Consider the following 22,235-nt stretch of genomic DNA (forward strand, 5'->3'; position numbering starts at 1 on the left):
AACCGTGTTGACCCCACAGCTCGTCTCGCTGCTCACCGACCAGGCGCTGATCACGATCGTGGTCGTGATCGCGGTCGTCCTGGTCGTCGGTACCACCGGTCTGGTCGTCGCCCGGCGGCGCCGCGGAGAGTTGCCGTCGGCCACCAAGCCGGCCGTCGAGGCGCCGGAAACCACCCCCGAGGCCGGCGCCGAACCGCAGGTCGGCGAGGACGCCGGGGAACCGCGCGACACCCCGACCCGCGCCCTCGAGGACACCGACCTCCCGGAGACCACGCTCGAGCAGCCGGAGACCACGCTCGAGAAGCCGGAGTCCGCGCAGGGCCGGCTGGTCCGGCTCCGGGCCCGGCTGGCCCGTTCGCAGGGCTCGCTCGGCAAGGGTCTGCTGGCGCTGCTGTCCCGGGACAAGCTAGACGAGGAGGCGTGGGAGGACATCGAGACCACGCTGATCACCGCCGATGTCGGCGTCGCACCGACCCAGGAGCTGGTCGACAAGCTGCGGACGCGGATGCGTGTCGAGGGCGTCGGCGCCGACCAGGCCCGGCAGATCCTCCGCGAGGAGCTGGTAAGCCTGGTCGATCCGTCGATGGACCGGTCGATCAAGGCAAGCCGCAAGGAAGGCCAGCCCGCCGTCGTCCTGATGGTCGGCGTGAACGGCACCGGCAAGACCACGACCGTCGGCCGGCTGGCCCGGGTGCTGATCGCCGAGGACAAGCACGTCGTGCTCGGCGCCGCCGACACCTTCCGTGCGGCCGCCGCCGACCAGCTGCAGACCTGGGGCGAGCGGGTCGGCGCCCGGACCGTGCGGGGACCCGAGGGCGGCGACCCGGCCAGCATCGCGTTCGACGCGGTCAAGGAAGGCATCGAGGAAGAGGCGGACGTCGTCCTCGTCGACACCGCCGGCCGCCTGCACACCAAGACCGGTCTGATGGACGAGCTCGGCAAGGTGAAGCGGGTGATCGAGAAGTCCGCCACGGTCGACGAGGTGCTGCTGGTCATCGACGCCACCACCGGCCAGAACGGGCTCACCCAGGCCCGGGTGTTCGCTGAGGTCATCGACGTCACCGGCCTGGTCCTGACCAAGCTCGACGGTACGGCCAAGGGCGGCATCGTGATCGCCGTCCAGCGCGAGCTCGGCGTACCGGTGAAGCTGGTCGGTCTGGGCGAGGGAGCCGACGATCTGGCACCGTTCGACCCTGAGCAGTTCGTCGACGCACTGCTGGACTGAGCAAAGGGGACCGGGATGACCAAGTTCATGCTGCTGATGACCATGGACGGCGGGAACTGCGACACTCCGATGCTGGAGTGGGACAAGGCCGACATGGACGCGCACATGAAGTACCTGGGCGACCACGTGGAGCGGCTGCGTCAGAGCGGCGAGCTGGTCGAGGTGAACGCGCTGACCTGGCCGAAGCACGCCAAGGTGGTCCGCGCGACCGGTGTGAGCGCGCCGGTGCTGACCGACGGCCCGTACGCCGAGTCCAAAGAGGTCCTGGCCGGCTACACGATGATCGACGTCGAGTCGGAGGAGCGGGCGCTGGAGATCGCCGCGGAGCAGTCCAGCGCTCCCGGGCCGGGCGGCGTACCGCTGGAGCAGCCGATCGAGGTCCGCCGGGTGATGGACTCGGATGGCGACCTCCAAGATTTCTGACGGGACTGCCGGCGGGAGTACCGGCGGGCAGGGTCTGGAGGATCTGCTCCGGGAGCTGACACCGCAGGTCCTCGGCGCGGTCGTGCGCTGGTCCGGAGACTTCGCGGCGGCCGAGGACGCCGTACAGGAGGCCCTGGTCGCGGCTGTGACCACGTGGCCCCGGGCCGGCCGGCCGGACAACCCGAAGGCCTGGCTGATCCAGGCGGCCTCACGGCGGTTCATCGACGAGGTACGCCAGCAGCAGGCCCGGCGGCGCCGGGAGGAGCGTGCGGCGCTCCGCGAGGTACCGCTGGGTGAGGTCGAGGAGCACGACGACACGCTTCGGCTGCTGTTTCTGTGCTGTCACCCCGCGCTCACACCGGCGTCGGCGATCGCGCTCACGCTCCGGGCGGTCGGCGGACTGACCACGGCTGAGATCGCCACGGCGTACCTGGTGCCCGAAGCGACGATGGCGCAGCGGATCAGCCGCGCCAAGCAGAAGCTGAAGGGTGCCAGCTTCGAACTGGACGCGGATGCGGACCGGCTGCGCAACGTGCTGCATGTCCTCTACCTGATGTTCAACGAGGGCTACACGAGTACCAGTGGCGCACAGCTGCACCGGAGCGACCTGTCGAGCGAGGCGATCCGCCTGACGCGGGCCGTGCATGCTCAGCTACCTGACGACGGACAGGTCACCGGGCTGCTCGCCCTGATGCTGCTGACCGATGCCCGGCGTGCAGCACGGACCGGCCAGCGTGGGGAGCTCGTCCCGCTGGCCGAGCAGGACCGGACGCTCTGGGACCAGGCGTACATCACTGAGGGCGTGGCGCTCGCGGTGGAGGCGTTCAACAGCCCACCGTTGGGGGAGTACCAGCTGCAGGCGGCGATCGCCGCGCTGCACGACGAGGTGGCCCGCGCCGAAGACACCGACTGGCCGCAGATCCTCGCGCTGTACGGGCTGCTGGAGGACCTGTCCGGCAACCCGATGGTCAAACTCAACCGTGCGATCGCGGCCGCCATGGTGGACGGTCCTGACGCCGGCCTGAAGCTCCTCGAACCGCTGGACGACGAACTGGCCGGCCACTACCGGCTCGACGCCACCCGCGGGCACCTGTACGAGATGCGCGGTGACCACGAGACCGCCGCCGGACACTTCCGGGCGGCGGCCCGTGGTACGACGAGCACGCCGGAGCGCGACTACCTACTGGCCAAGGCCGGAGCTCTCAGCTAGTACGCCGGTGACCGCCGACCGGGGACCTGGTGTCCAGGACGGAGTCTTCCGCTGCAGCGGACAGGTCGTTCCACCACAACACCTCACCAGCCGGTTCGTGATCCGGCTGGGACGGTGTCTCCGGCAGCTTGCCCAGCCGCTCCACCTGCTCGGCCAGTGCGTCGAGCACCGACCGCAGCTGGACGTGAGCCACCCGGGTGAACGTCCGCACGTACTCCAGCTCGGCCACCGGGGCATCAGCGGCCGGGATGTGCTTCACGGCGGACTCCACCGACTCGTGCGCCTGCTTCAATGCCTCACGCTGCTGCGACCGGGCGTTCTCCACCAGGTCCTTGGCGTACTGCTCCGCCTCGGACACCAGGTTGTCGGCGATCTGCTGCGCCTGGCTGAGCAGCCCGACGGCGTGTGCGGTGATGTGCGCCCGCTGCTCGGTGTCGGTCGTGCTCGCGCGCAGCCGCTCCACCTCGGCCCGCAGCTCCGCCCGGTCCGCATCGGCGTACTCCACCTGGTCCGACAGATCGGCCAGGTAGGCGGACACCTCGGCGGTGTCGTAGCCCTTCCGGCGGATGCTGAACAGCTGGTTCCGGATCGAGTACGGCGACTGAGCCGGTTTCCGGCCGAACGGATCTTGGCGCGTCACTGCTGACTCCCTGCCGAGGTGGTGGTCCCCAAGGACTCGGTGTGGATGGCGGCGGCCGGCATGCCGGCCGCGGTGAGCTCCGCGACCGTGTGCCGGACCATCGCGGGCGAACCGCACACCAGGGCGGTGCGGTCGGCCCACGGCCCCTGGGCGGCGGCGACCGCGCCGACCTGGCCACGCTGACCGGGGTACGACGTGTCGTCCGACACCACTGGGGTGTAGTTGAACCAGGGCCTCTGGCTGAGGCTGGTCAGTTGTCTGTGCTCGTACAGGTTCCACGGCATCCGGGCGCCGTGGAACAGGTGTACGCGAGGTACCGGCCGGTCGGCGGCCTGCCGGTCGAGGTGCTCGAGCATCGCCCGGAACGGGGCCAGCCCGGTACCGCCCGCGATCATCACCACGTCGCGGTCGGTGTCGGCCGGCAGCTTCAGCGAGTCGCCGACCGGAGCACCGAGCCGGACCGGGTCACCGCGCTTCAGCGACCGCACCGCCGGCCCGCTGACCTGCCCGCCCGGGACCAGCCCGATGTGCAGCTCGATCGAGCCGTCCGGCCGGGGTGCGTTCGCCGGCGTGTAGTAACGCCAGCGCCGCGGCCGGTACGGGATCTCCATCGCCACCGACTGCCCGGGCAGGTAGTCCAGCGGCTGCTCCGGGTGGATCTGCACGACGGTCACGTCCATCGTGCGGCGGTCCACGCCGAGCACCTCGCCGGCCCACCAGGCGGGCGCGTCGTCCTCCGCGGACTCCTCGGCGGCCTGGACCATCACGCTGGAGACCAGGCCGTACGCCGCGGCCCAGTCGGCTGCCAGGTCCGGCGTCCACGCGGCCCCCAGGAAGTGCTGCAGGGTGGCGAGCAAGGACGCACCGACCGCCGAGTAGTGGTCGGCCACGGCGCCGAAGCGCCGGTGGTCGCGGCCGAGCTGTTGCAGGAACGGCACCACCTCGTCGAGCTGCGAGGCGTTGCTGACCACGGCGCCGAGGGCGCCGACCAGCTTGTCGCGTTGCGCGGCCATCGAGACCGGGAACATCTCCCGGACCTCGGGGTGGGACAGGAACAGGTGTGAGTAGAAGAACAGCGGTACCTCGTCGCCGGCCTTGGTGACCAGGGCCCAGCTGTTCTTCAGAGCGGCCGGATCCATCCCGCGTCAGCTGGCGGTGACGATGTCGCCCTGGGTCGCGCCCAGCGCCTTCACCACCCGGCCGATGATGTCGTCCGGTACCTCGTGCGCCTCCAGCGCACCGACCAGGTGCACCACCACCCGGCCGAAGTCGCCGCCGGTGATCCCGCGGCCCTTGTGCGCGTCGGCCAGCGCCTGGCCCTCGTACGTCACCGGGCCGCCCATGACCTGCGAGACCAGTTGCACCTGGTGCCGCTTCAGCTTGGTCAGGTCACTGTTCGTGAAGTAGCCGCTGAGCTGCGGGTCCGCGAGGACGTTCCGGTAGAAGAGTTCTACCACCGACGCGATCGCCGGCCCCCCGCCGACCGCGTCGTAATCAGTGCCGTCCGGTGTCTTCTCGACCACGGCGCAACCATCTCCCAACCTCGAAAATTCGGTCCCCGAGCGGTGACGATCCGAGCACTCACGGGTGCCGCGGTCAAGCGCAAAACCGGTAATTCCCGTAATTCGTCCGATGATCGTGCCGCCTGGTTTGGGTGTCCTGGGGGCGGGTAAGAACTCTGTCACCGGGAAGGTTGCCAGAGGCAATAATCAAACGTACTTTTCAAACACTGTGGCGATCCCGGAGTTCGTTGCCAGCAGCAACCGAAGCAGGATGCGCGCCTTGTACGGATCGAGAAAGCCGCCGTCGATCAGCCCGCGCCGCAACAGATCGGTTTCCGAGCCGGGGGAGTGGTACGTGTTCCGCACCACCGACCCGGCGCCGGTCCGGGACGTCAGTACGACGGGGATCCGGGTGGCGAGGTCTCCGAGCACCGGGGCGAGTGCCGCCGGCACGTGGCCCACGCCGTACCCGGCGACGACCAGGCCCTGGTGGGTGTCGGCGAGGCCCTGCAACAGCAGGGCGTCGTCGTCCATGGTGACCGTGTAGAGCGCCACCCGGATGCTGTCGAGGTCTGCCTGGGCTTGGATGCTCTCCAGGCGCGCCGGGCGGGTGAGTACGCGGACCTGGTCCTCGACGACGTGGCCGAGCGGCCCGGCGTTCGGTGACCGGAACGTCGCAGTACTCGTGCTGTGTGTCTTGCGGACCCAGCGGGCTGCGTGGATCTCTTCCGTGAAGACGACCAGTGCGCCCAGGTCGCGTGCTGCGGGGGAACACGCGACCCGCAGGGCGGCCAGTAGGTTCGCCGGGCCGTCCGGACCGGCCAGCGTTGGGTTGCGCATCGCACCGGTGAACACGAGCGGCTGCGGATGTGGCCAGACCAGGTCGGCGAGGAAGGCGCTCTCTTCGAGGGTGTCGGTGCCCTGCGTGATCACGGCCCCGGCGGCACCGGCGGCAACGGCCTTGGCGGCGGCCTCGACGACCTCGAGCAGTTTGGCCGCGGTCAGGTTGGCGCTGGGGATCTTCTCGACGTCCTGGATCTCCACCTCGTGCCCGAGGTCGGTGAGACCGGGCATCGCGGTGGTGAGGTCTGCTCCGGTCAGCCGATGGCTGCCCGCCATCGAGATGGTCCCGCCCAAGGTGAACAACGCGACGGTCACTCGGTGTCTCCTGTCATCTGGTCCGTGCTCTGACGTGCATCCGCTCTCCCTGCGGGCCGTACAGGCATAGCACCTCGGTAGGACCAGGTCCCGGGTTGGAGAACCAGTGCGGCACCCGGCAGTCGAACTCGGCCACCTCGCCCTCCTTGACCACGAAGTCCTGGTCGCCGAGCTTCAGCCGGATCCGGCCGGACAGCACGTAGAACCAGTCGTAGCCCTCGTGGGTCTTCTGGGTCATGTCGTTGCCCGGGTAACCCTCGGGGAGGATCTGCTTGAACGCCTGCAGGCCGCCCGGCCGGCGGCTCAGCGGGACGTGCACGGCGCCGTGCCGCATGATCGGCTTGGCGTAGATCCGCGGGTCGCCTGTCGGCGGCGCGTCCACCAGTTCGTCCAGCTGCACCTGGTGGGCACGTGCCAGCGGCAGGAGCAGCTCCAGGGTCGGCCTGCGCTGCCCGGACTCCAGCCGGGACAGGGTGCTGACCGAGATGCCGGTGGCGTCGGACAGCTGCGCCAGCGTCGTACCGCGTTCGGTCCGGAGTGCTCGCAGCCGGGGGCCGACCGACTCCAGGACATCGTCGTCGTTTGCCATGCCGGCAACATTACTTGTCGAAAATGAAAATCACCACGCATCATCGGGGCATGACCTCGAGAACAGAGAACTACGACGTGATCGTGATCGGCGGCGGTGCGGCCGGGTTGAGCGGTGCGCAGGCGCTGGTCCGGTCCCGCCGGTCGGTGCTGGTGATCGACGACGGTACGCCGCGCAACGCGCCCGCCGACGGTGTCCACAACTTCCTCACGCGGGACGGCGTACCGCCCGCCGAGGTCTACGCGCTCGGCCGCCGGGAGGTGCAGGGGTACGGCGGTGAGTTCGCCGACGGCACCGTGACGACGGCCCGGGGTACGGCGGACGGCTTCGTGGTGGAGCTTGCGGACGGTACGACGTACCTCGGCAGGCGGCTGCTGGTGACCACTGGGCTCGTGGACGTGCTGCCTGACGTACCTGGGCTCGCCGAACGGTGGGGGAAGGACGTGGTGCACTGCCCGTACTGCCATGGCTGGGAGGCGCGGGACCAGGCGATCGGCGTACTGGCGACCAGTCCGATGGCGATGCACCAGGTGCAGCTGTTCCGGCAGTTGAGCGACGACGTGACGTTGTTCCTGCACACCGCACCGGAGCCGACCGAGGAGCAGTGGGAAGAGCTGGCTGCCCGTGGAATCGCCGTAGTACAGGGCAAGGTCGAGCAGGTGGAGGTGGCTGACGACAAGATCACCGGCGTACGTCTGGAAGGCGGCACGGTGGTCCCACGGCAGGTGTTGGCGATTCAAACGACTGTTCGCGCCCGGGCAGGCTTCCTGGCCGATCTGGGACTGGAAACGACCATGGTGGAGTCGAACGGTGTTGAGGTCGGTACCGCGATCCAGGTCGACGGAATGGGCGCTACACAGGTGCCAGGCGTGTTCGCCGCAGGCAATGTGAGCAACCCGATGGCGCAGGTCATGCCGTCCGCGGCCGCCGGGCTGATGGCCGGAGCCGCGATCAACTTCGACCTCATCAACGAAGAGACGCGGCTGGCAGTAGCCGCCCGCCGTAGTTGAGGAGTTGAATAGGTCCGGGAGGGCGGATGCGCGACACGGTCGACCCGGATTTCGCCTCGTTCGTCGATGCACGACAGGGCAGATGGCTGCGTACGACGTACCTCGTGTACGGCGACCTGCAACGAGCTGAACAGGTGCTGCTGCGTGCCTTCACACGGCTGTCGATGCGCTGGACGAAGGTGGACGACCCGGACGTCTTCGTCCAGCGCTTGCTCTACCAGCCGGCTTTGCGGCCCTGGAACCGTGACAAGCCGTTCCAGGGCGAGGAGGACGCGGTGAAGGTCGCCCTGGGCGAGTTGACGCCGGCACAGCGCGCGGTGTTCGTCCTGCTGCATCTGGAGGAGCTGACCGAGTTCGAGATCTCCGATCTGCTCGGGATGTCCCAGCCCGCGGTACACACCCATGGCATGACCGCGTTCAGCCGCTTCCGGACGGCGCTCGGCGCGGGGACCGGCGGGATGCCCCATGAGGCGTGAGGACGTACCACCGCTGCTCGTCCGGGCCGGCGACCTGCTGCCGGAGCTCAACCTGGCGGACGCGGCCTGGGCCGCGGGTCTGGCGGCACGGCGCCGTCAGCGCCGTACCGTCATGCTCGCAGTCGTGGCCGTGATCGTGGCCCTGACCGTCGTGTCGATCGTCATCCAGGTCGGCTAGGGCGTGTCTCCTACGGCTCCAGGATCGTCCGGAGCGTGAGCTCGGCCAGCCGGTCGGCCTCCTCCGGCGGTGGCATCGGCTGGCCGGTCAACGCGCGGATCACGAACACGCCGGCCATCCACTCCACCATCAGCACCGGATCGGCGGAGCGCCTGATCCGCTCACCGCGGGCGCGGGCCCGCTCCAGCGCCTGCGCGGTCAGTTCGACCCGGCGCTCCAGCACGCCGCGGTACACGGCCGCGGACCCCTCGTCGCGGTTCGCCTCGGAGACCGCGAGCCGGATCATCGCCCGGCCGCGCTCGCTGTTCGCGAACGCCAGCGCGACCCGGTAGACCTGGCGCAGGTCCCCGGCGATCGAACCGGTGTCCGCGTCCGGGATCTCCAGGTCGAACAGGTCGGACATCGCGTCGTTGGCGAGCAGCTCCTTGCTGGCCCACCGCCGGTAGATCGTCGCTTTGCCGACCCCCGCGGCCTCGGCGACGTCGTCCACCGTCATTCCGTCGAATCCCCGCTCCAGCAGCAGTTGCACGGCGTACCGGCGGATCCTCGGTTCCGCTTCCGGATCGCGTGGTCTGCCGCGGCGCGGCCTCACCCCGTGGCTCGGCTCCATGGCGTCGTTCCCCAGTTCGGACGGGTGCAGTGGCGCGGCTGCGGTCCCGTGTGGTCCAGGCCAGAGTGCCACACTCCGCTCCGTAGTGGGCGACGTCACCTCGTTGTCACCTGGGAGCCCGCTTTGTCACATGCCTGAAACAAACGGACCGATCGGCTGAAACCGCACCTCGGCACCGTGTCCGTGTGGCCGAGCGGCGGGCTCCCCGGCGTTGTGGAGACCTCCCGACTGAGGACGCCGGCCACCCCGTTCGATGGAAGGGATGACGTTGATGGAGATCAACGCCGGCGATACCGCCTGGGTGCTGGCCAGTGCCGCCCTGGTGATGCTGATGACCCCGGGACTGGCTTTCTTCTACGGCGGCATGGTGCGCGTGAAGAGCGTGCTGAACATGATGATGATGAGTTTCATCACCATCGCCGTCGTCACCATCCTCTGGGTGGTGGTCGGCTACTCGCTGACGTTCGCCGGTGACACCGGGCACGTGATCGGGAACTTCTCCGAGGTCGGGCTGCAGGGCCTGCTCGACCCGAAGGCGGTGAGCGGGACGACGCCCACGCTCGCCTTCGTCGCCTTCCAGTTGATGTTCGCGATCATCACCCCCGCGCTGATCTCCGGCGCGATCGCCGACCGGGCGACGTTCCGCGGCTGGATCGCGTTCGTGATCGGCTGGACCTGCCTGGTGTACTTCCCGGTCGCGCACTCCGTGTGGTTCCTGGACAAGGGCAACGGCGGCTGGATCGGTGACAAGCTGAAGGCAGTCGACTTCGCCGGCGGTACGGCGGTGCACCTGAACGCCGGCGCCGCCGCGCTCGCGCTGGCCATCGTGCTCGGCAAGCGGGTCGGCTGGAAGAAGGACCCGATGCGGCCGCACAGCCTGCCGCTGGTGCTGCTCGGCGCCGGCCTGCTGTGGTTCGGCTGGTTCGGCTTCAACGCGGGCTCCGCGCTGAGCGCCGGTACGACGGCTTCCGTCACGTTCGTGAACACCCAGGTCGCCACCGCCGCGGCGGTGATCGGCTGGCTGATCGTGGAGCGCCTCACCCACGGCAAGGCCACCACGCTGGGCATGGCGTCCGGCGCGGTCGCGGGTCTGGTCGCGATCACCCCGTCCTGTGGTGCGGTCACCCCGCTCGGTGCGATCGCCGTCGGTGTGCTGGCCGGTGCGATCTGCGCCTTCGCGGTCTCGCTGAAGTACAAGCTCGGCTTCGACGACTCCCTCGACGTGGTCGGCGTGCACTTCGTCGGCGGTCTGTTCGGCTCGCTGGCGATCGGTCTGTTCGGCTCGGCCGCCGCCCCGTCGGCCGTCAACGGCCTGTTCTACGGTGGCGGTGTCACGCAGCTCGGCCGGCAGGCGCTCGCGAACGTCGTCGTCGCGATCTACTCGTTCTCGGTGGCGTTCATCCTCGGCAAGGTGATCGACAAGACGATCGGCTTCCGGCTCACCGAGGACGACGAGGTCACCGGTGTCGACCAGGTCGAGCACGCGGAGACGGCGTACGACTACCTCAGCGCGGCGGGTCTGCGCGGTGCGCTGGCCGCCCGCCCCGTTGCGGCGCCCGCGCCGGCCGCGAAGGACAATGACGCCACCGAGCCCACCGAGAAAGCAGAGGTCGACGCATGAAGCTGGTCACGGCGGTGGTCAAGCCGCACAAGCTGGAGGACGTGCGGGCCGCTCTGGAGACGTTCGGCGTCACCGGGATGACGGTCACCGAGGCGAGTGGGTACGGGCGGCAGAAGGGCCACACCGAGGTCTATCGTGGCGCCGAGTACGAGGTGGACCTGGTGCCGAAGGTCCGGCTCGAGGTGGTCGTCGAGGACGGTGACAGCGCCGACGTGGTGGACGTGATCGTGAAGGCCGCGCAGACCGGAAAGATCGGCGACGGCAAGGTGTGGGTCACCCCGGTGGAGACGATCGTCCGGGTCCGCACCGGTGAACTGGACGGAGACGCACTCTAGATGGTCGATCGGGCAGAGCAGCGGCGGGTTCGTGCCGAAGAGGCCGACGAGCTGCTGCGACTGCTGCTCGCGAAGGCCTGCGACGCCCTCGGTGTACCTGCCGAGGGCGTCGCGCTGGTCGCGGTGGGCGGCTACGGGCGCGAGGAGCTGTCGCCGTACAGCGACCTCGACGTGATGCTCGTGCACGCCGACGGGTACCCGCGGATCGACGAGCTGGCCGCCCAGATCTGGTACCCGCTGTGGGACTCCAGGACCAAGCTGGACCACAGCGTCCGCACGCTGGCCGAGGCGCAGCAGGCAGCCGCGGCTGACGACCGGGTGGCGTTGGGCCTGCTGGACGCGCGGCACGTCGCGGGCGACACCCACCTCACCCTGCAGCTCCGGTCCGTGCTCATGGCCGACTGGCGACGTACGGCGAAGTCCCGGCTGCCGGGGCTGGCCCAGGCGTGCCGTGACCGGGCCTCCACGGTCGGAGAGCTCGCGCATCTCGCAGAGCCGGACCTCAAGGAGGCGTACGGCGGTCTGCGGGACGCCGTCGTACTGCGTGCCCTGGTGGCGTCCTGGCTGGTCGACGTACCGCACCCTGTGGTCGAGCGGGCGCGGCGTGACCTGTTGGAGATCCGCGACGTACTGCATGAGGTGGCAGGGCGGGCTACCGACCGGCTGGTGGCAGACCTGGCCGGTGAGGTGGCGGCAGGGCTCGGGTTGTCGGGACGGGACGAGTTGCTGCGGCACGTGTACGCGACCGGACGGACGCTGGCGCACGTGTGCGACGTGTCGTGGCGCCGCGTCGAGAGCCTGATGACCAAGCCGCCGCGGTCCCGGCGCCGGCAGCGGACCGGTGGGCCGTTGCTGCTCGCGCTGGACGAAGGGGTGGCTCAGCACGAGGGTGAGGTCGTGCTGATGCCGGACGCGCGCCCGGAGCGCAACCCGGTGCTAGGGCTACGTGCTGCCGCGGTTGCTGCTGACCGGGAGCTGGTGCTCTCGCCTGCTGTCTGTGCGCGGCTGGCGGCGTCGGCTGCTGACTTCCCGGAGCCGTGGCCGGGGGAGGCACGGCGGTTGCTCTGCGCTCTGCTGGGTGCCGGCTCCGGGCTGCTGGAGGTGTGGGAGGCGCTGGACCAGGCCGGGTACATCTCGCGGCTGCTGCCCGAGTGGGACGCCGTACGGTTCCGGCCGCCGCAGTCGGCGATCCACCGGTTCACGGTCGACCGGCACTTGCTGGAGACCTGTGTCGAGGCGTCGGCGATGGTGCGCGACGTACGCCGGCCTGACCTGTTGCTGGTGGCTGCCCTGCTGCACGACCTCGGCAAAGCACTCGACGGCGACCACAGTGTGACCGGTGCGGGTATCGCGGCGCGGGTAGCTCGTCGGATCGGGTTCAACGAGGCGGACTCTGACACGATCACCTTGCTCGTCCGCCAGCACCTGATGCTCGCGCAGGTCGCGACCCGGCGCGATCTGGACGACCCGATGACTGTGGACATGGTCGCCGGGATCGTACGTACCACCGAGAATCTGGACCTGCTGGAGGCGTTGACGTACGCCGACGCGCGGGCGGCCGGACCGGCGGCGTCGTCGCCGTGGCGGATGCGGCTGGTCGGGGACCTGTGCCGTCGGGTCCGCAGTGAGCTCGCAGGTGGCGAGAGCATGTGGACCGAAACTCCGCCCGTTCCCGTCCCCGTTCTGCACCAGGTGGTCGGTGTCGGGCGCGTGGGCGTCACGGTGACCGAGCACCACGGCGATCTGCGCGTCAACGTCGCCGTACCCGACCAGGTGGGCACTCTGTCGACGGTTGCCGCAGTACTGGCCGTAGACCGGCTGGCCGTGCGGTCTGCCGTCGTGACATCCGTTGACGGCCTCGGGATCTCGCAGTGGACGGTTGCCGGATCGGCTCCCGATCCGGTGCGGCTCCGGGACCGGCTGGCGGTGGCGCTACGGGACTCGTCAGACGTCGTACGGCGGCTTGCTGCGCGGGACTCGGCCCAGCCACGTGTTGCGAGCCGTGTCGACTTGTTGGCAGAAGCGTCCGAGACGGCAACGGTGCTGCAAGTGCGGGCACATGACCGCCCTGGACTCCTGTACGACGTGACTGCAGCTATTGCGGCTACCGGCGCGGATATCCGATCTGCACACGTCAGCACGCTCGGGGCGGAGTGCGTGGATGTCTTCTATCTAACGGATCGCCATGGTGCGCCCTTGGAACCCGAGGACGCGCGGACGACCGCAAAGTCGGTGCTGGATCGGCTGAGCTTCTAATCTCGCTACGTGGATCTTGTAGAAGCGCTGCAGCGCCAAGCGACCGCCTGTGAGGACCTGGGCTCCCCGATGTACGCCGAGCTGCTCCGGCTGCTCGTCGACGACTACGAGGTCGGTGGGGTCTCGGTGCGCGTGCTGCAGGGGTACGACGGCCGGTCGTTCGGCGAGGCGATCGGCCTGCGGCTACTGGCCGCCGTACACGGTCTGGTGCTGTCCGGTACGGCGCCTGAGCTGGCGGCGTTCTATCCGAGTACGGGCGGTACGTGGGATCCGGTGCTCGGCTGGGAGGCGTTCGAACAGGTGCTGCAGTCGCGGCTGGGGGAGGTGCGGTCCCTGCTGACACAGCCTCCGCAGACGAACGAGGTGGGCCGGTCAGCCGCGTTGTACGGCGGGCTGCTGCAGCTGGTCTCGGCTGTGCCGTTACCGGTGCGGCTGTTCGAGATCGGGGCGAGCGGCGGCTTGAACCTGCGGGCGGACCAGTACCGCTACGTAGCGGGCGGGACGTCGTACGGGCCCGATGACAGCCCCGTCGTGTTCGACCCGGCGTGGACGGGCCGGGTGCCGTCGGTGGACCTGCGGATCGCGGAACGGGTCGGCTGCGACATCGCGCCCGTGGACCCGCTGACGTCCAACGGTGCCCTCACGCTGACGTCGTACGTCTGGCCGGACATGACGGACCGCTTGGCGCGGCTCCGTGGTGCCCTGGCGATCGCGCACGACGTACCGGCCGACGTACGACCGGAGGACGCTGTCTCGTTCCTGCAGGGGCTCGAGTTGTCGGAGGGCCACGTGACCGTCGTGTGGCACTCGATCATGTGGCAGTACCTGCGTCGTCCCGACCGCGCCGCCGTCGACGCCCGCCTGGCCGAGCTGGGCGCCCAGGCCACGGCCACCGCCCCCCTCGCCCACCTCAGCCTCGAACCGCACCGCGTCCTCACCCACGACCGCGGCAACGACGGATACGACTACCGCATCGACCTCACGCTCTGGCCGACCGGAAAAACCCGCACCCTCGGCACCGCGGCACCACACGGCCAGGACCTGGTCTGGGTCAGCTGAGCGTCGCGCGCATCTCCTGGAACAGCTCGAACTCACCACCTGGCGCGGCCGTGAACCCCTGCCAGCGGAACGAGCTCGGGGTCACCTCGCTGAACGTCCACCGCGACCGCCGGCCGTCGTCGTCGACCCCTTCCTGAATCATTCCGCCGGCACCGTCGGACCGGCCGATCTGCGTGAAGTACGAGCCGAACCGCCACACGCCTGCAGCCGTCCGCCACTCGCCGTCCGGGAAGCGGTAGCTGTTGCTGATGTCCCACGTGCCGACCAGGCGGCCGTAGAGCATCAACGCCTCGGCGTGGTCCGGGTCCGGGCCGTCAGCCTTCAAGAGCTCCAGCATGCTCACTGCAGCACCGCCACAAGGGTGTCGGTGAGCTCGGCGGCGTACCTGCCGTCCGGGTCGAGGTCCGGGTCGAAGATGCCGACGTCCAGGCCGACACACTTCGGGTCGGCGAGCAACGGCGTCAGCAACGCGCGCAACTGCGCGTGGTCGATCCCACCCGGGTCCGGACTGTCCACAGCCGGCATGACCGCCGCATCCAGGATGTCCACATCCAGATGCACCCAAAATCCCTCGACCCCGTTCAGGTGGGCCAGAGTGCGGCTCGCGACAGTCTCCGGATCCTCGGCGATCCGGCCCGCCCGCCAGACAGGGATCCCCGCCTTCTCCACGTCCGCCACGTACTCGTCGTCCTCCCGGATCCCGAGCAACACGGCATCGGCGTCGAGAACGTACGGCCCGCGGCCTTCCAAGTCCGTCAGATCCCGCTGCCCCCGCCCGGTCACCAACGCCAACGCCTCACCACCGGCGGCCCCGACGTACGGCGAGTTGTCCACCGTCCGGAAGTCCGAGTGCCCGTCGACGTACACCACGCCGTACCGCCCGCGCCGCTTCAACGCCAACGCCGGCCCGAACAGATTGCTGCACTCACCCCCGAGCAGCACCACGAACTTCCCCTGCCCCAGGAACCGCTCCACCCGATCCGCCAGCCGCACCGTGTACGCCGCGATCGCCCCCGCGTTGAACACCCCGTCCCCCGGCCGCCACGCCCCCACGTCGTACCGAGGCGGCGTCACATACCCACCGTCCTCAGCCCCGACCCGCCCCACAAACCCCAGATCCCGCACCGCCCCCGCCAACTTGTAACACCCCGGCACCACCCCAGCCACCGGCGCCCGCAACCCCAAATTAGAAACCCCATCCACCACAACCCGCATCCGACACCCCTAACCGGTAGACGCCTCTCTTCCGGTTAACCTATCTCAGCGCCCGCCCCGGTCGGTAGGCGTGTTACCCCGGTCGGACGTCGCCCGGTGCGCCGCCCGCCCGGCCGACCCGGCACCGCGAGCTCCGTCCCCGAACACAGGTTTCTGACTCGGGGTCGGGCTGCGGTACACCGTCATACCGGGCCCGCTGGACGAAACCCTGGAAATCGTCCATCCTGCTGAGCTCTGTCAGCCCCTCATCCAGGCCGAGCGACTCCAGGCGCCGTACTGCATTCCGCTCGTCCAGGGCGTCCATGTGCGTTCGGGCGAGCTTGGACTCGTGCAGGACGGTTGCCAGCGCGTGTCCCTGCGCACAGGGTCGCCGCTGGGCTCGCCGGTGAGGTGATCGAGGAAAGCGTCGGTTCAGCCGCATGGTGCCGCCAGGGCCGCGAGCCGCTCCTCCTTGGTGCCGCTCTCGAAGTCCGAGATCAGGAGCAGCCGGAGTGCTTCGGTCATCTCCGGCGACTGATCTGGAGGCGGTGGCTGAACGGCCTTCTCCAGCTTGCTGATCAATCGCTCCGCGGATTGCCGCTCCCACTCGCTCTCGAGCTTCGCGGCCGACTCTCTCAGCCGGGCCTGGGCCGCGGCGAGATCGGTGAGTGTGCCTAGCTGCAGTCCTTCCCAGGCGGCGACGTACTCACTCGGAACTGTTCGCGGTCCATCAGCGCTCCGATCTGCGCGTGGGCTCACCAGGTGTTCGTGGCCGGGCCGCCGGGGTGGCGTGCTGCGCGGCCGCGCGTGAGCCGTCTCCGAGTGAGGGCGTCTGCCCAGTCGCTCTGCCTGCCGGCGCCAGGCCGGTCAGGAAGCGTGCCGTTGATTCCTGCTGAGGACGTGGTTTGGTGGGCTCCGGCTGCGGGCCGTCGGAGGCAGCGACCTGGGGCGTTTGCGGCGAACGACGACGTATCTCGTCGACCTTGGCGTTCAGGGCGGAGCCGATCTCTTCTGCCACGCGCGCACCAGCCTCAGGCGATCGCTGGGCCAAGGAGTCCCAAGCGGGATGAAGCATCGTCGCGATCAACTCGCGCCGAACCCGCTGCTGAGCCCCTGGCTCGTCCCGCACGGTGTCGTGCAGACGATTCTGTACGACGGCGTCAGCCAGTTGGTCGAAGTGCATCGCCACCGGCCCGTGACTGAGCTGTCGGAGCAACGCCACCCGATCGACCCGCGCTCCGGACACCTGGTTGATCAGGTTGTTCGCCGCGGCGTACGTGCCACCGGTCCGGGCTGGATCGAACCGGGGCTCCGGATAACCGGCCATTTCGGCGAACGTACCGAGGTCGCTGGCCGCACGGACCGACGCGAATCCGTCGTGCAACGCCAGCGACCGACCGTTCCGAACCGCGTTGACCGCACCCGCCGCGTCCTGGTGCATCCCGGCTTCCGTCGCGCGGTGCAGGACAGTTGCCAGCGCCTGGGCCTGACGGCGAGGCGTGCTCGACGCCCGTCCGGTCAGCTCGTGGAGCAAGAGCGGCTCGTCGATGCCGATCGCGCCGGTCCTCCGGTCGAAGCCGCCGGGGCCGTCCGTGGCGTACAGGTCGCCCTTCCAGCGGTCGACCTCGGTCGGGCGGAGCTGTCGGGCCAGGTCGTACAGGCGCGCGAACTCGCGGTACGCCGGTGAGTCCTCGGGAACGCGCTGCGTCGGCTCAGGCATCGGGTGTGGGGAACGGTTCGTCGGTCAGGGGGAACGGGGGGTCGCGGAGGACGTCCTCGAGGTACTTGAGGTCGTACGTCAGCGCTCGGATGTCGTATTCCTCGTCCGGGGTGGCGCGGTCGGCCAGCGACCAGATTCGGTGGCGGCCGGCTTCCAGTTGAGCGATCTTCTCTTCGGCGGTGCCTTGTGGTGGGTAGACCTCGGCGTGGATCTGCTCGGCCTGCATGTACAGCTCGCTGCGCGCGGGTGGCGGTGGTGGCGGCGTACCCAGGCGGTCGATCAGGCGGGCGGTCCAGGTGCGGTCGTGGTCGGTCGCGTCGGCCGGGACCAGCGCGCGCAGCCGCTCTTGCTCGGCGGTCACATCGACCGCCGGGGCGTCGCCGCGGACCCGGTCGCGGGCGCGGATGTACGCGTCATTGAAGGCCGGCAGGTCGAGCGGCATAGGCGGGCTCCTTCGGGGCAGGTCGCGTAGCAGCACGGTATCGGGGAAGGCGGGTGGGGCGTGGGAGTTATCCACAGGTCGGGGGCGGTCCGCCCTGGCCGGGTAGGCCTGTGACGCCTTGCTGGGCGTGAAGGTCTAGCCCGGCGTCGGGGCCGGACCCGCGCGCCTGGGGCGTTGAACAGGTTGTGGCCGGTGCTCAGCCACCAGCTTCTGTTCAAGGCCCCAGCGCGAGGAAAGTTCTGGGTGGCGCGGGTTAGGCGGTTACCGGTTGGTGGGTTTGACCGGGATGGGGACGGGGCTGCCGGCGGGTGTTGAGCACTCCAGGGAGTGCATCGCTTCGGGGAACGGCCTGTTCCGCCTTGATCGCCCGGTCCTTGACCTGCGCGATCAGCAACCAGCGACGAGCCCGGAGGATCTCCGCGCACCGGTCCTCATACGCGGCCGCCTCCTCTGCCCGTGCTGTCACCCCTGCGCCCGTTCGCCCGGTGGTGAGCAGGTGCCCGGTGGGGAGGTGTCGCGCCAGGTCGTAGAGCCTGGCGAACTGCTGGTACGTCGCGGAGTTCTCCGGAACCCGCTGACCCGTCTCAGCCATCGGAGGTGGGGAAGGGAGTGTCGGTCAGCGGAAACGGTGGGTCCCGCAGCCAGTCCTCGAGCGACTTGAGGTCCTCGGTCATCGCGCGGATGTCCTCCTGCTCGTCCTTCTCGGCGCGGGCGGCGAGTTGCCAGATCTTTCGGCTGCCCTGCTCGAGCATGGCGATCTGCTCCTCGGTGGTGCCCTCGGGTGGGTAGACGGCGACGTGGATGCGGACTGCCTCCTCGTACAGCTCGCTGCGTTCCGGTGGCGGTGGCGGCGGTACGGCGAGGTCGTCGACGAGCTGGCCGGTCCAGCCCCGGTCGTGCTCGGAAGCATCTTCCGGGATCAGCGCGCGCAGCTTCTCCTGCTCGGCGGCCAGATCGGACGGCTGACTGCTCCGATGCAGGCGGTCGTAGGCGCGGTTGAAGGCCGTCGTGAACGCGGGGATGTCCAGGGGCATCGGTGGTCTCCTCGGGGCTGGGGCGGTGGCGGCACGGTATCGAAGGGGACGAGTGGGGCGTGGGAGTTATCCACAGGTTGGGGGGCCGGTAGACTCGGGGAGTTCATCGCTTCGAGGAAACGGACTGTTTCTCGTGTTCGACACGCTTTCCGATCGGCTCTCCACCGCGTTCAAGAATCTGCGGGGCAAGGGCAAGCTGACCGACGCCGACATCGACGCGACCGCCCGGGAGATCCGGATCGCGTTGCTGGAGGCCGATGTCGCGCTGCCGGTGGTGCGGGAGTTCATCGCGGCGGTCAAGGAACGGGCCGGCGGGGCCGAGGTGCGCGGCGGGCTGAACCCGGCGCAGCAGGTCATCAAGATCGTCAACGAGGAGCTCATCAACATCCTCGGCGGCGAGACCCGCGAGCTGCGGATGGCGAAGCGGCCGCCGACGGTGATCATGCTCGCCGGTCTGCAGGGTGCCGGTAAGACCACGCTGGCAGGCAAGCTCGCCAAGTGGCTGAAGGAGACCCGGCACCAGACCCCGATGCTGGTCGCCGCGGACCTGCAGCGGCCGAACGCGGTCACCCAGCTCCAGGTCGTCGGCGAGCGCGCCGGTGTGCCGGTCTACGCCCCGGAACCCGGCAACGGCGTCGGCGACCCGGTCGACGTGGCCCGCAAGGCGATGGACGAGGCGCGGACCAAGCAGCACAGCGTGGTGATCGTCGACACGGCCGGCCGGCTGGGTGTCGACGAGGAGCTGATGAAGCAGGCCGCGGACATCCGCGACGCCGTCAGCCCGGACGAGATCCTGTTCGTCGTCGACGCGATGATCGGCCAGGACGCGGTTACCACCGCGCAGGCCTTCCTGGACGGCGTCGGCTTCGACGGCGTCGTACTGTCCAAGCTCGACGGCGACGCCCGCGGTGGTGCCGCGCTGTCGATCGCGCAGGTCACCGGCCGTCAGGTGATGTTCGCGTCGAACGGCGAGAAGCTCGAGGACTTCGACGTCTTCCACCCCGACCGGATGGCGTCGCGCATCCTCGGCATGGGCGACGTGCTGAGCCTGATCGAGAAGGCCGAGCAGACCTTCGACGCGGAGCAGGCCGCCAAGACCGCCGCCAAGCTGCAGAAGAAGGGCGGCAAGGACTTCACGCTGGACGACTTCCTCGCCCAGATGCAGTCGGTCCGGAAGATGGGCCCGCTGACCAAGATCTTCGGCATGCTCCCGGGTGCGAACCAGTTCAAGGACCAGCTGGAGAACTTCGACGAGCGCGAGATCGACCGGATCGAGGCGGTCATCCACTCGATGACGCCGGCCGAGCGCGCCGATCCGAACATCATCAACGGCTCCCGCCGGGCCCGGATCGCGAAGGGTTCCGGGACCGAGGTGGCGACCGTCAGCGGCCTGGTCGAGCGGTTCTTCGAGGCCCGCAAGATGATGTCCGCGATGGCGTCCGGCAAGGGCCTCCCGGGGATGCCCGGAATGCCGGGGATGCCGGGCATGGGTGGCGGCGGCGGTGGCCGGAAGGCCAAGCAGCAGGCCAAGAAGGGCAAGAAGCGCGGCTCGGGCAACCCGGCCAAGCGGGCCAACCAGGTGAACCAGCAGCCGCAGGCGCCGCAGCCCGGCCAACTGCCGGCCGCGTTCGGCGGCGCCGGCCAGGACGGCGAGTTCGAGCTGCCTGACGACCTGAAGAAGATGCTCGGCGGCAACTGACCCCTTCCCGAACGGGCACAGTCCGAACGGGCACAGTCCGAACGGGCACAGTCCGGACGGGCACAGTCCGGACGGGCACAGTCCGGACGGGCACGGCTGAACGGATGACAGGACTGTCATCCGTTCACCCGGCGCGCTCCGCGGTTTCCGGGCCTACGGTGGTGTGAGTGGGGGAGTGAACACCGGGGGACGAGTAGCTGAACTGACTGTTCGGTACTCGGTCACGGCGCACCGGCAGCGGTTGTGGCTGATCTTCCAACGGTTAGGATCGTCCCTACGCCCAAGAGCAACACCAACTGCGGAATGCGTCGAGGACGGTTCGGATGAGGCAGCAGTTCAAGAACCTGGACACGTGGCGGGGAAAGCTGAACGCCACCTGGGTCTGCCTGGCTCCGCCCACCGCGATGGTCGCCGTGTTCGTGGTCGGTGGAGTCACCTCGAACACCTTCATCGTCGACGCCCACGCGCTGGCCGCGCCGCGCCAGGACGCGGTCTTCGACGACCTGGCGAACAACGTGCCGGCGCAACCCGGAGTCGACGGCAGCCTGCCGACGCAGGCGAAGTCCACGATCCAGGTCCCGTTCACCGGTACGACGGACGGCACCGTGCAGCCGATCCCCGGCGCGTTCGGTGACGCTTCGGGGATCCCGGGCACCGTGCTGGCGGCGTACCAGAAGGCTGCCCGCGATCTGGCGATGTCGATGCCCGGCTGCCACATCACCTGGCCGTTGCTGGCCGGGATCGGCAAGGTCGAGTCCGACCACGCCAGCGGCGGCAAGGTGGACGCGAACGGCAACACCCGCGGCAGGATCCTCGGCCCGGTCCTCGACGGCGGCCCCGGGATGGCGGCGATCGCCGACACCGACCAGGGCGTGTACGACGGGAACCCGACGTGGGACCGCGCCGTCGGGCCGATGCAGTTCGTGCCGGGGACCTGGAAGACGTTCGGTGCCGACGGCAACGGTGACGGCGTCAAGGACCCGCACAACGTGTTCGACGCGGCCCGCGCGGCCGGCGACTACCTGTGCTCCGGCGGGGCGAACCTGTCCGACCCGCAGGGCCTGGTGCAGGCGGTGCTGCGCTACAACCACTCGATGGACTACGTGTCGACGGTCCTGCGCTGGATGCAGTCGTACAGCAAGGACACCGTGAGCGTTCCGGACAAGCCGGGCCAGATCGTCACCCCGGACGACGGCGGCAACGCGGGCGGCGACGAGAAGGGTTCGACCCGGACCACGACGCCGCCGCCGACCGCCACGCCGACGACGGTCCCGACCTCGGCGCCGACCACCGGTACGACCTCGACCACGCGCCCGGTGTCCACCCCGCCTCCGACGAGCAGCGCCACCGGCTCGACGAAGCCGACCACCTCGAAGACGACGCCGGCGCCGGTGACCACGACGACGACCAAGAAGCCGCCGTACACGCCGACGCCGACGCCGACCGGCCCGACCTCGAGCACGTCGACCAGCACTCCGCCCAGCACGCCGACCGATACGCCGACCGATACTCCGACGAGCACGCCGCCGACCACTCCCGCGGACCCGAGCTGCCCGCCGAGCTCGACGCCGACCGAGACGTCCACCACCCCGGCTCCGTCGGACTCGCCGACCCTGACCCCGACCCCGACGCCGAGCCCGTGTGACTCGGCTGCTCCGGCAGGCGACCAGACGAGAACGGCGAACACCGCCGCCGCGTCGCAGCCGGCGAACTGAAGCGCGCCGATCCGGCCGATGAACGCTCTCCGAGGTAGCGCCTGTCGTTACCTCGGTGCCGGTTTTCCGAGCGGATTCTGTGGCCCGTAACTTTGCGTCGTCTTGATGTAACTTTCTGGCGCATGGTTCGTTGAAGGGG

At 69.6% G+C, this 22,235-nt stretch carries 24 protein-coding genes; 12 read left to right on the plus strand and 12 right to left on the minus strand.

The window, feature by feature from the left end:
- Positions 1-4: 4 nt before the first annotated feature.
- Genes ftsY through AB0M51_RS09745 form a run of 3 tightly spaced genes read left to right on the plus strand, consistent with a single transcriptional unit; the run spans position 5 to position 2,858 of the window.
- Positions 5-1,225: a signal recognition particle-docking protein FtsY gene (ftsY, locus tag AB0M51_RS09735; protein WP_344188179.1), complete on the plus strand. Its 1,221-nt coding sequence runs from the start codon at positions 5-7 to the stop codon at positions 1,223-1,225.
- A 15-nt stretch (positions 1,226-1,240) separates the two neighbouring features.
- A complete protein-coding gene (locus tag AB0M51_RS09740) occupies positions 1,241-1,648 on the plus strand; it encodes a YciI family protein (RefSeq protein WP_344188178.1) in 408 nt (135 codons plus the stop codon).
- Positions 1,626-2,858, plus strand: a complete 1,233-nt coding sequence (locus tag AB0M51_RS09745) for a sigma-70 family RNA polymerase sigma factor (RefSeq protein WP_344188177.1) — start codon at positions 1,626-1,628, stop codon at positions 2,856-2,858. Before AB0M51_RS09740 ends, AB0M51_RS09745 begins: the two co-directional genes overlap by 23 nt.
- On the opposite strand, the gene AB0M51_RS09750 is transcribed toward AB0M51_RS09745, so the two are convergent.
- From AB0M51_RS09750 to AB0M51_RS09770, 5 genes are all read right to left on the minus strand, one after another.
- The gene (locus tag AB0M51_RS09750) at positions 2,851-3,498 is read right to left on the minus strand and encodes a DivIVA domain-containing protein (RefSeq protein WP_344188176.1); all 648 of its coding nucleotides are present in this window, start codon (positions 3,496-3,498) and stop codon (positions 2,851-2,853) included. The genes AB0M51_RS09745 and AB0M51_RS09750 overlap by 8 nt on opposite strands.
- Complete coding sequence (locus AB0M51_RS09755) at positions 3,495-4,637, minus strand: globin domain-containing protein (protein ID WP_344188175.1); 1,143 nt, start codon at positions 4,635-4,637, stop codon at positions 3,495-3,497. The genes AB0M51_RS09750 and AB0M51_RS09755 overlap by 4 nt, the downstream gene beginning before the upstream one ends.
- Before the next feature lie 6 nt (positions 4,638-4,643).
- Positions 4,644-5,021 (minus strand): group 1 truncated hemoglobin, encoded by a 378-nt coding sequence (locus AB0M51_RS09760; RefSeq protein ID WP_344188174.1) that lies wholly within the window; start codon positions 5,019-5,021, stop codon positions 4,644-4,646.
- A 186-nt stretch (positions 5,022-5,207) separates the two neighbouring features.
- Complete coding sequence (locus AB0M51_RS09765; RefSeq protein WP_344188173.1) at positions 5,208-6,158, minus strand: asparaginase; 951 nt, start codon at positions 6,156-6,158, stop codon at positions 5,208-5,210.
- 13 nt (positions 6,159-6,171) lie between these two features.
- Positions 6,172-6,747, minus strand: coding sequence for a helix-turn-helix transcriptional regulator (locus AB0M51_RS09770; RefSeq protein WP_344188172.1), 576 nt, complete (start codon positions 6,745-6,747; stop codon positions 6,172-6,174).
- 50 nt (positions 6,748-6,797) lie between these two features.
- On the opposite strand from AB0M51_RS09770, the gene AB0M51_RS09775 reads away from it, so the two are divergent.
- Genes AB0M51_RS09775 through AB0M51_RS09785 form a run of 3 tightly spaced genes read left to right on the plus strand, consistent with a single transcriptional unit; the run spans position 6,798 to position 8,411 of the window.
- A complete protein-coding gene (locus tag AB0M51_RS09775) occupies positions 6,798-7,757 on the plus strand; it encodes an NAD(P)/FAD-dependent oxidoreductase (protein WP_344188171.1) in 960 nt (319 codons plus the stop codon).
- Between the two features lie 26 nt (positions 7,758-7,783).
- Entirely contained in the window at positions 7,784-8,233 is a 450-nt protein-coding gene (locus AB0M51_RS09780; RefSeq protein ID WP_344188170.1) for a sigma factor-like helix-turn-helix DNA-binding protein, read from the plus strand.
- On the plus strand, positions 8,223-8,411 hold the full coding sequence (locus AB0M51_RS09785; protein WP_344188169.1) for a hypothetical protein: 189 nt from the start codon (positions 8,223-8,225) through the stop codon (positions 8,409-8,411). Before AB0M51_RS09780 ends, AB0M51_RS09785 begins: the two co-directional genes overlap by 11 nt.
- Before the next feature lie 10 nt (positions 8,412-8,421).
- On the opposite strand, the gene AB0M51_RS09790 is transcribed toward AB0M51_RS09785, so the two are convergent.
- Positions 8,422-8,940, minus strand: coding sequence for a TetR/AcrR family transcriptional regulator (locus AB0M51_RS09790; protein WP_344188168.1), 519 nt, complete (start codon positions 8,938-8,940; stop codon positions 8,422-8,424).
- Positions 8,941-9,283: 343 nt separating this feature from the next.
- Here AB0M51_RS09790 and AB0M51_RS09795 point away from each other — a divergent pair, with 343 nt between their 5' ends.
- From AB0M51_RS09795 to AB0M51_RS09810, 4 genes are read left to right on the plus strand one after another with little or no spacing between them, the layout of a single operon-like run.
- Entirely contained in the window at positions 9,284-10,642 is a 1,359-nt protein-coding gene (locus tag AB0M51_RS09795) for an ammonium transporter (RefSeq protein WP_344188167.1), read from the plus strand.
- A complete protein-coding gene (locus AB0M51_RS09800; protein WP_344188166.1) occupies positions 10,639-10,977 on the plus strand; it encodes a P-II family nitrogen regulator in 339 nt (112 codons plus the stop codon). The genes AB0M51_RS09795 and AB0M51_RS09800 overlap by 4 nt, the downstream gene beginning before the upstream one ends.
- The gene (locus AB0M51_RS09805) at positions 10,978-13,233 is read left to right on the plus strand and encodes a [protein-PII] uridylyltransferase (RefSeq protein ID WP_344188165.1); all 2,256 of its coding nucleotides are present in this window, start codon (positions 10,978-10,980) and stop codon (positions 13,231-13,233) included.
- A gap of 9 nt (positions 13,234-13,242) precedes the next feature.
- On the plus strand, positions 13,243-14,292 hold the full coding sequence (locus tag AB0M51_RS09810; RefSeq protein WP_344188164.1) for a DUF2332 domain-containing protein: 1,050 nt from the start codon (positions 13,243-13,245) through the stop codon (positions 14,290-14,292).
- Here AB0M51_RS09810 and AB0M51_RS09815 read toward each other — a convergent pair.
- The 6 genes from AB0M51_RS09815 to AB0M51_RS09840 all read right to left on the minus strand — a co-directional run bounded on the left by AB0M51_RS09815 (position 14,285) and on the right by AB0M51_RS09840 (position 18,682).
- The gene (locus AB0M51_RS09815; protein WP_344188163.1) at positions 14,285-14,629 is read right to left on the minus strand and encodes a hypothetical protein; all 345 of its coding nucleotides are present in this window, start codon (positions 14,627-14,629) and stop codon (positions 14,285-14,287) included. The genes AB0M51_RS09810 and AB0M51_RS09815 overlap by 8 nt on opposite strands.
- Before the next feature lie 2 nt (positions 14,630-14,631).
- Positions 14,632-15,366, minus strand: a complete 735-nt coding sequence (locus AB0M51_RS09820; RefSeq protein WP_344188162.1) for an arginase family protein — start codon at positions 15,364-15,366, stop codon at positions 14,632-14,634.
- An 850-nt stretch (positions 15,367-16,216) separates the two neighbouring features.
- Entirely contained in the window at positions 16,217-17,206 is a 990-nt protein-coding gene (locus AB0M51_RS09825; protein ID WP_344188161.1) for a hypothetical protein, read from the minus strand.
- On the minus strand, positions 17,199-17,648 hold the full coding sequence (locus tag AB0M51_RS09830) for a hypothetical protein (protein WP_344188160.1): 450 nt from the start codon (positions 17,646-17,648) through the stop codon (positions 17,199-17,201). Before AB0M51_RS09830 ends, AB0M51_RS09825 begins: the two co-directional genes overlap by 8 nt.
- 253 nt (positions 17,649-17,901) lie before the next feature.
- Positions 17,902-18,240 carry a hypothetical protein gene (locus AB0M51_RS09835; RefSeq protein ID WP_363748781.1) on the minus strand — a complete coding sequence of 113 codons (339 nt, stop codon included), beginning with the start codon at positions 18,238-18,240 and terminating at the stop codon, positions 17,902-17,904.
- Positions 18,233-18,682, minus strand: a complete 450-nt coding sequence (locus tag AB0M51_RS09840) for a hypothetical protein (protein ID WP_344188158.1) — start codon at positions 18,680-18,682, stop codon at positions 18,233-18,235. Before AB0M51_RS09840 ends, AB0M51_RS09835 begins: the two co-directional genes overlap by 8 nt.
- A 133-nt stretch (positions 18,683-18,815) precedes the next feature.
- On the opposite strand from AB0M51_RS09840, the gene ffh reads away from it, so the two are divergent.
- The gene (ffh, locus tag AB0M51_RS09845) at positions 18,816-20,381 is read left to right on the plus strand and encodes a signal recognition particle protein (RefSeq protein ID WP_344188157.1); all 1,566 of its coding nucleotides are present in this window, start codon (positions 18,816-18,818) and stop codon (positions 20,379-20,381) included.
- A 323-nt stretch (positions 20,382-20,704) separates the two neighbouring features.
- Complete coding sequence (locus AB0M51_RS09850) at positions 20,705-22,096, plus strand: lytic murein transglycosylase (protein WP_344188156.1); 1,392 nt, start codon at positions 20,705-20,707, stop codon at positions 22,094-22,096.
- Positions 22,097-22,235: the final 139 nt, after the last annotated feature.

Origin of the sequence: Kribbella sp. NPDC051137 (genome assembly GCF_040682535.1) — a bacterium.
In the GTDB taxonomy this organism is placed as follows: domain Bacteria; phylum Actinomycetota; class Actinomycetes; order Propionibacteriales; family Kribbellaceae; genus Kribbella; species Kribbella karoonensis.

What these genes read in the sequence shown, in the direction of transcription:
- AB0M51_RS09740 (WP_344188178.1), top strand. Translation starts at nt 1,241, where the DNA reads ATGACCAAGTTCATGCTGCTGATGACCATGGACGGCGGGAACTGCGAC.
- AB0M51_RS09745 (WP_344188177.1), top strand. Translation starts at nt 1,626, where the DNA reads ATGGCGACCTCCAAGATTTCTGACGGGACTGCCGGCGGGAGTACCGGC.
- AB0M51_RS09755 (WP_344188175.1), bottom strand. Translation starts at nt 4,637, where the DNA reads ATGGATCCGGCCGCTCTGAAGAACAGCTGGGCCCTGGTCACCAAGGCC.
- AB0M51_RS09770 (WP_344188172.1), bottom strand. Translation starts at nt 6,747, where the DNA reads ATGGCAAACGACGACGATGTCCTGGAGTCGGTCGGCCCCCGGCTGCGA.
- AB0M51_RS09775 (WP_344188171.1), top strand. Translation starts at nt 6,798, where the DNA reads ATGACCTCGAGAACAGAGAACTACGACGTGATCGTGATCGGCGGCGGT.
- AB0M51_RS09780 (WP_344188170.1), top strand. Translation starts at nt 7,784, where the DNA reads ATGCGCGACACGGTCGACCCGGATTTCGCCTCGTTCGTCGATGCACGA.
- AB0M51_RS09785 (WP_344188169.1), top strand. Translation starts at nt 8,223, where the DNA reads ATGAGGCGTGAGGACGTACCACCGCTGCTCGTCCGGGCCGGCGACCTG.
- AB0M51_RS09795 (WP_344188167.1), top strand. Translation starts at nt 9,284, where the DNA reads ATGACGTTGATGGAGATCAACGCCGGCGATACCGCCTGGGTGCTGGCC.
- AB0M51_RS09800 (WP_344188166.1), top strand. Translation starts at nt 10,639, where the DNA reads ATGAAGCTGGTCACGGCGGTGGTCAAGCCGCACAAGCTGGAGGACGTG.
- AB0M51_RS09805 (WP_344188165.1), top strand. Translation starts at nt 10,978, where the DNA reads ATGGTCGATCGGGCAGAGCAGCGGCGGGTTCGTGCCGAAGAGGCCGAC.
- AB0M51_RS09815 (WP_344188163.1), bottom strand. Translation starts at nt 14,629, where the DNA reads ATGCTGGAGCTCTTGAAGGCTGACGGCCCGGACCCGGACCACGCCGAG.
- AB0M51_RS09825 (WP_344188161.1), bottom strand. Translation starts at nt 17,206, where the DNA reads ATGCCTGAGCCGACGCAGCGCGTTCCCGAGGACTCACCGGCGTACCGC.
- AB0M51_RS09830 (WP_344188160.1), bottom strand. Translation starts at nt 17,648, where the DNA reads ATGCCGCTCGACCTGCCGGCCTTCAATGACGCGTACATCCGCGCCCGC.
- AB0M51_RS09835 (WP_363748781.1), bottom strand. Translation starts at nt 18,240, where the DNA reads ATGGCTGAGACGGGTCAGCGGGTTCCGGAGAACTCCGCGACGTACCAG.
- AB0M51_RS09840 (WP_344188158.1), bottom strand. Translation starts at nt 18,682, where the DNA reads ATGCCCCTGGACATCCCCGCGTTCACGACGGCCTTCAACCGCGCCTAC.
- AB0M51_RS09850 (WP_344188156.1), top strand. Translation starts at nt 20,705, where the DNA reads ATGAGGCAGCAGTTCAAGAACCTGGACACGTGGCGGGGAAAGCTGAAC.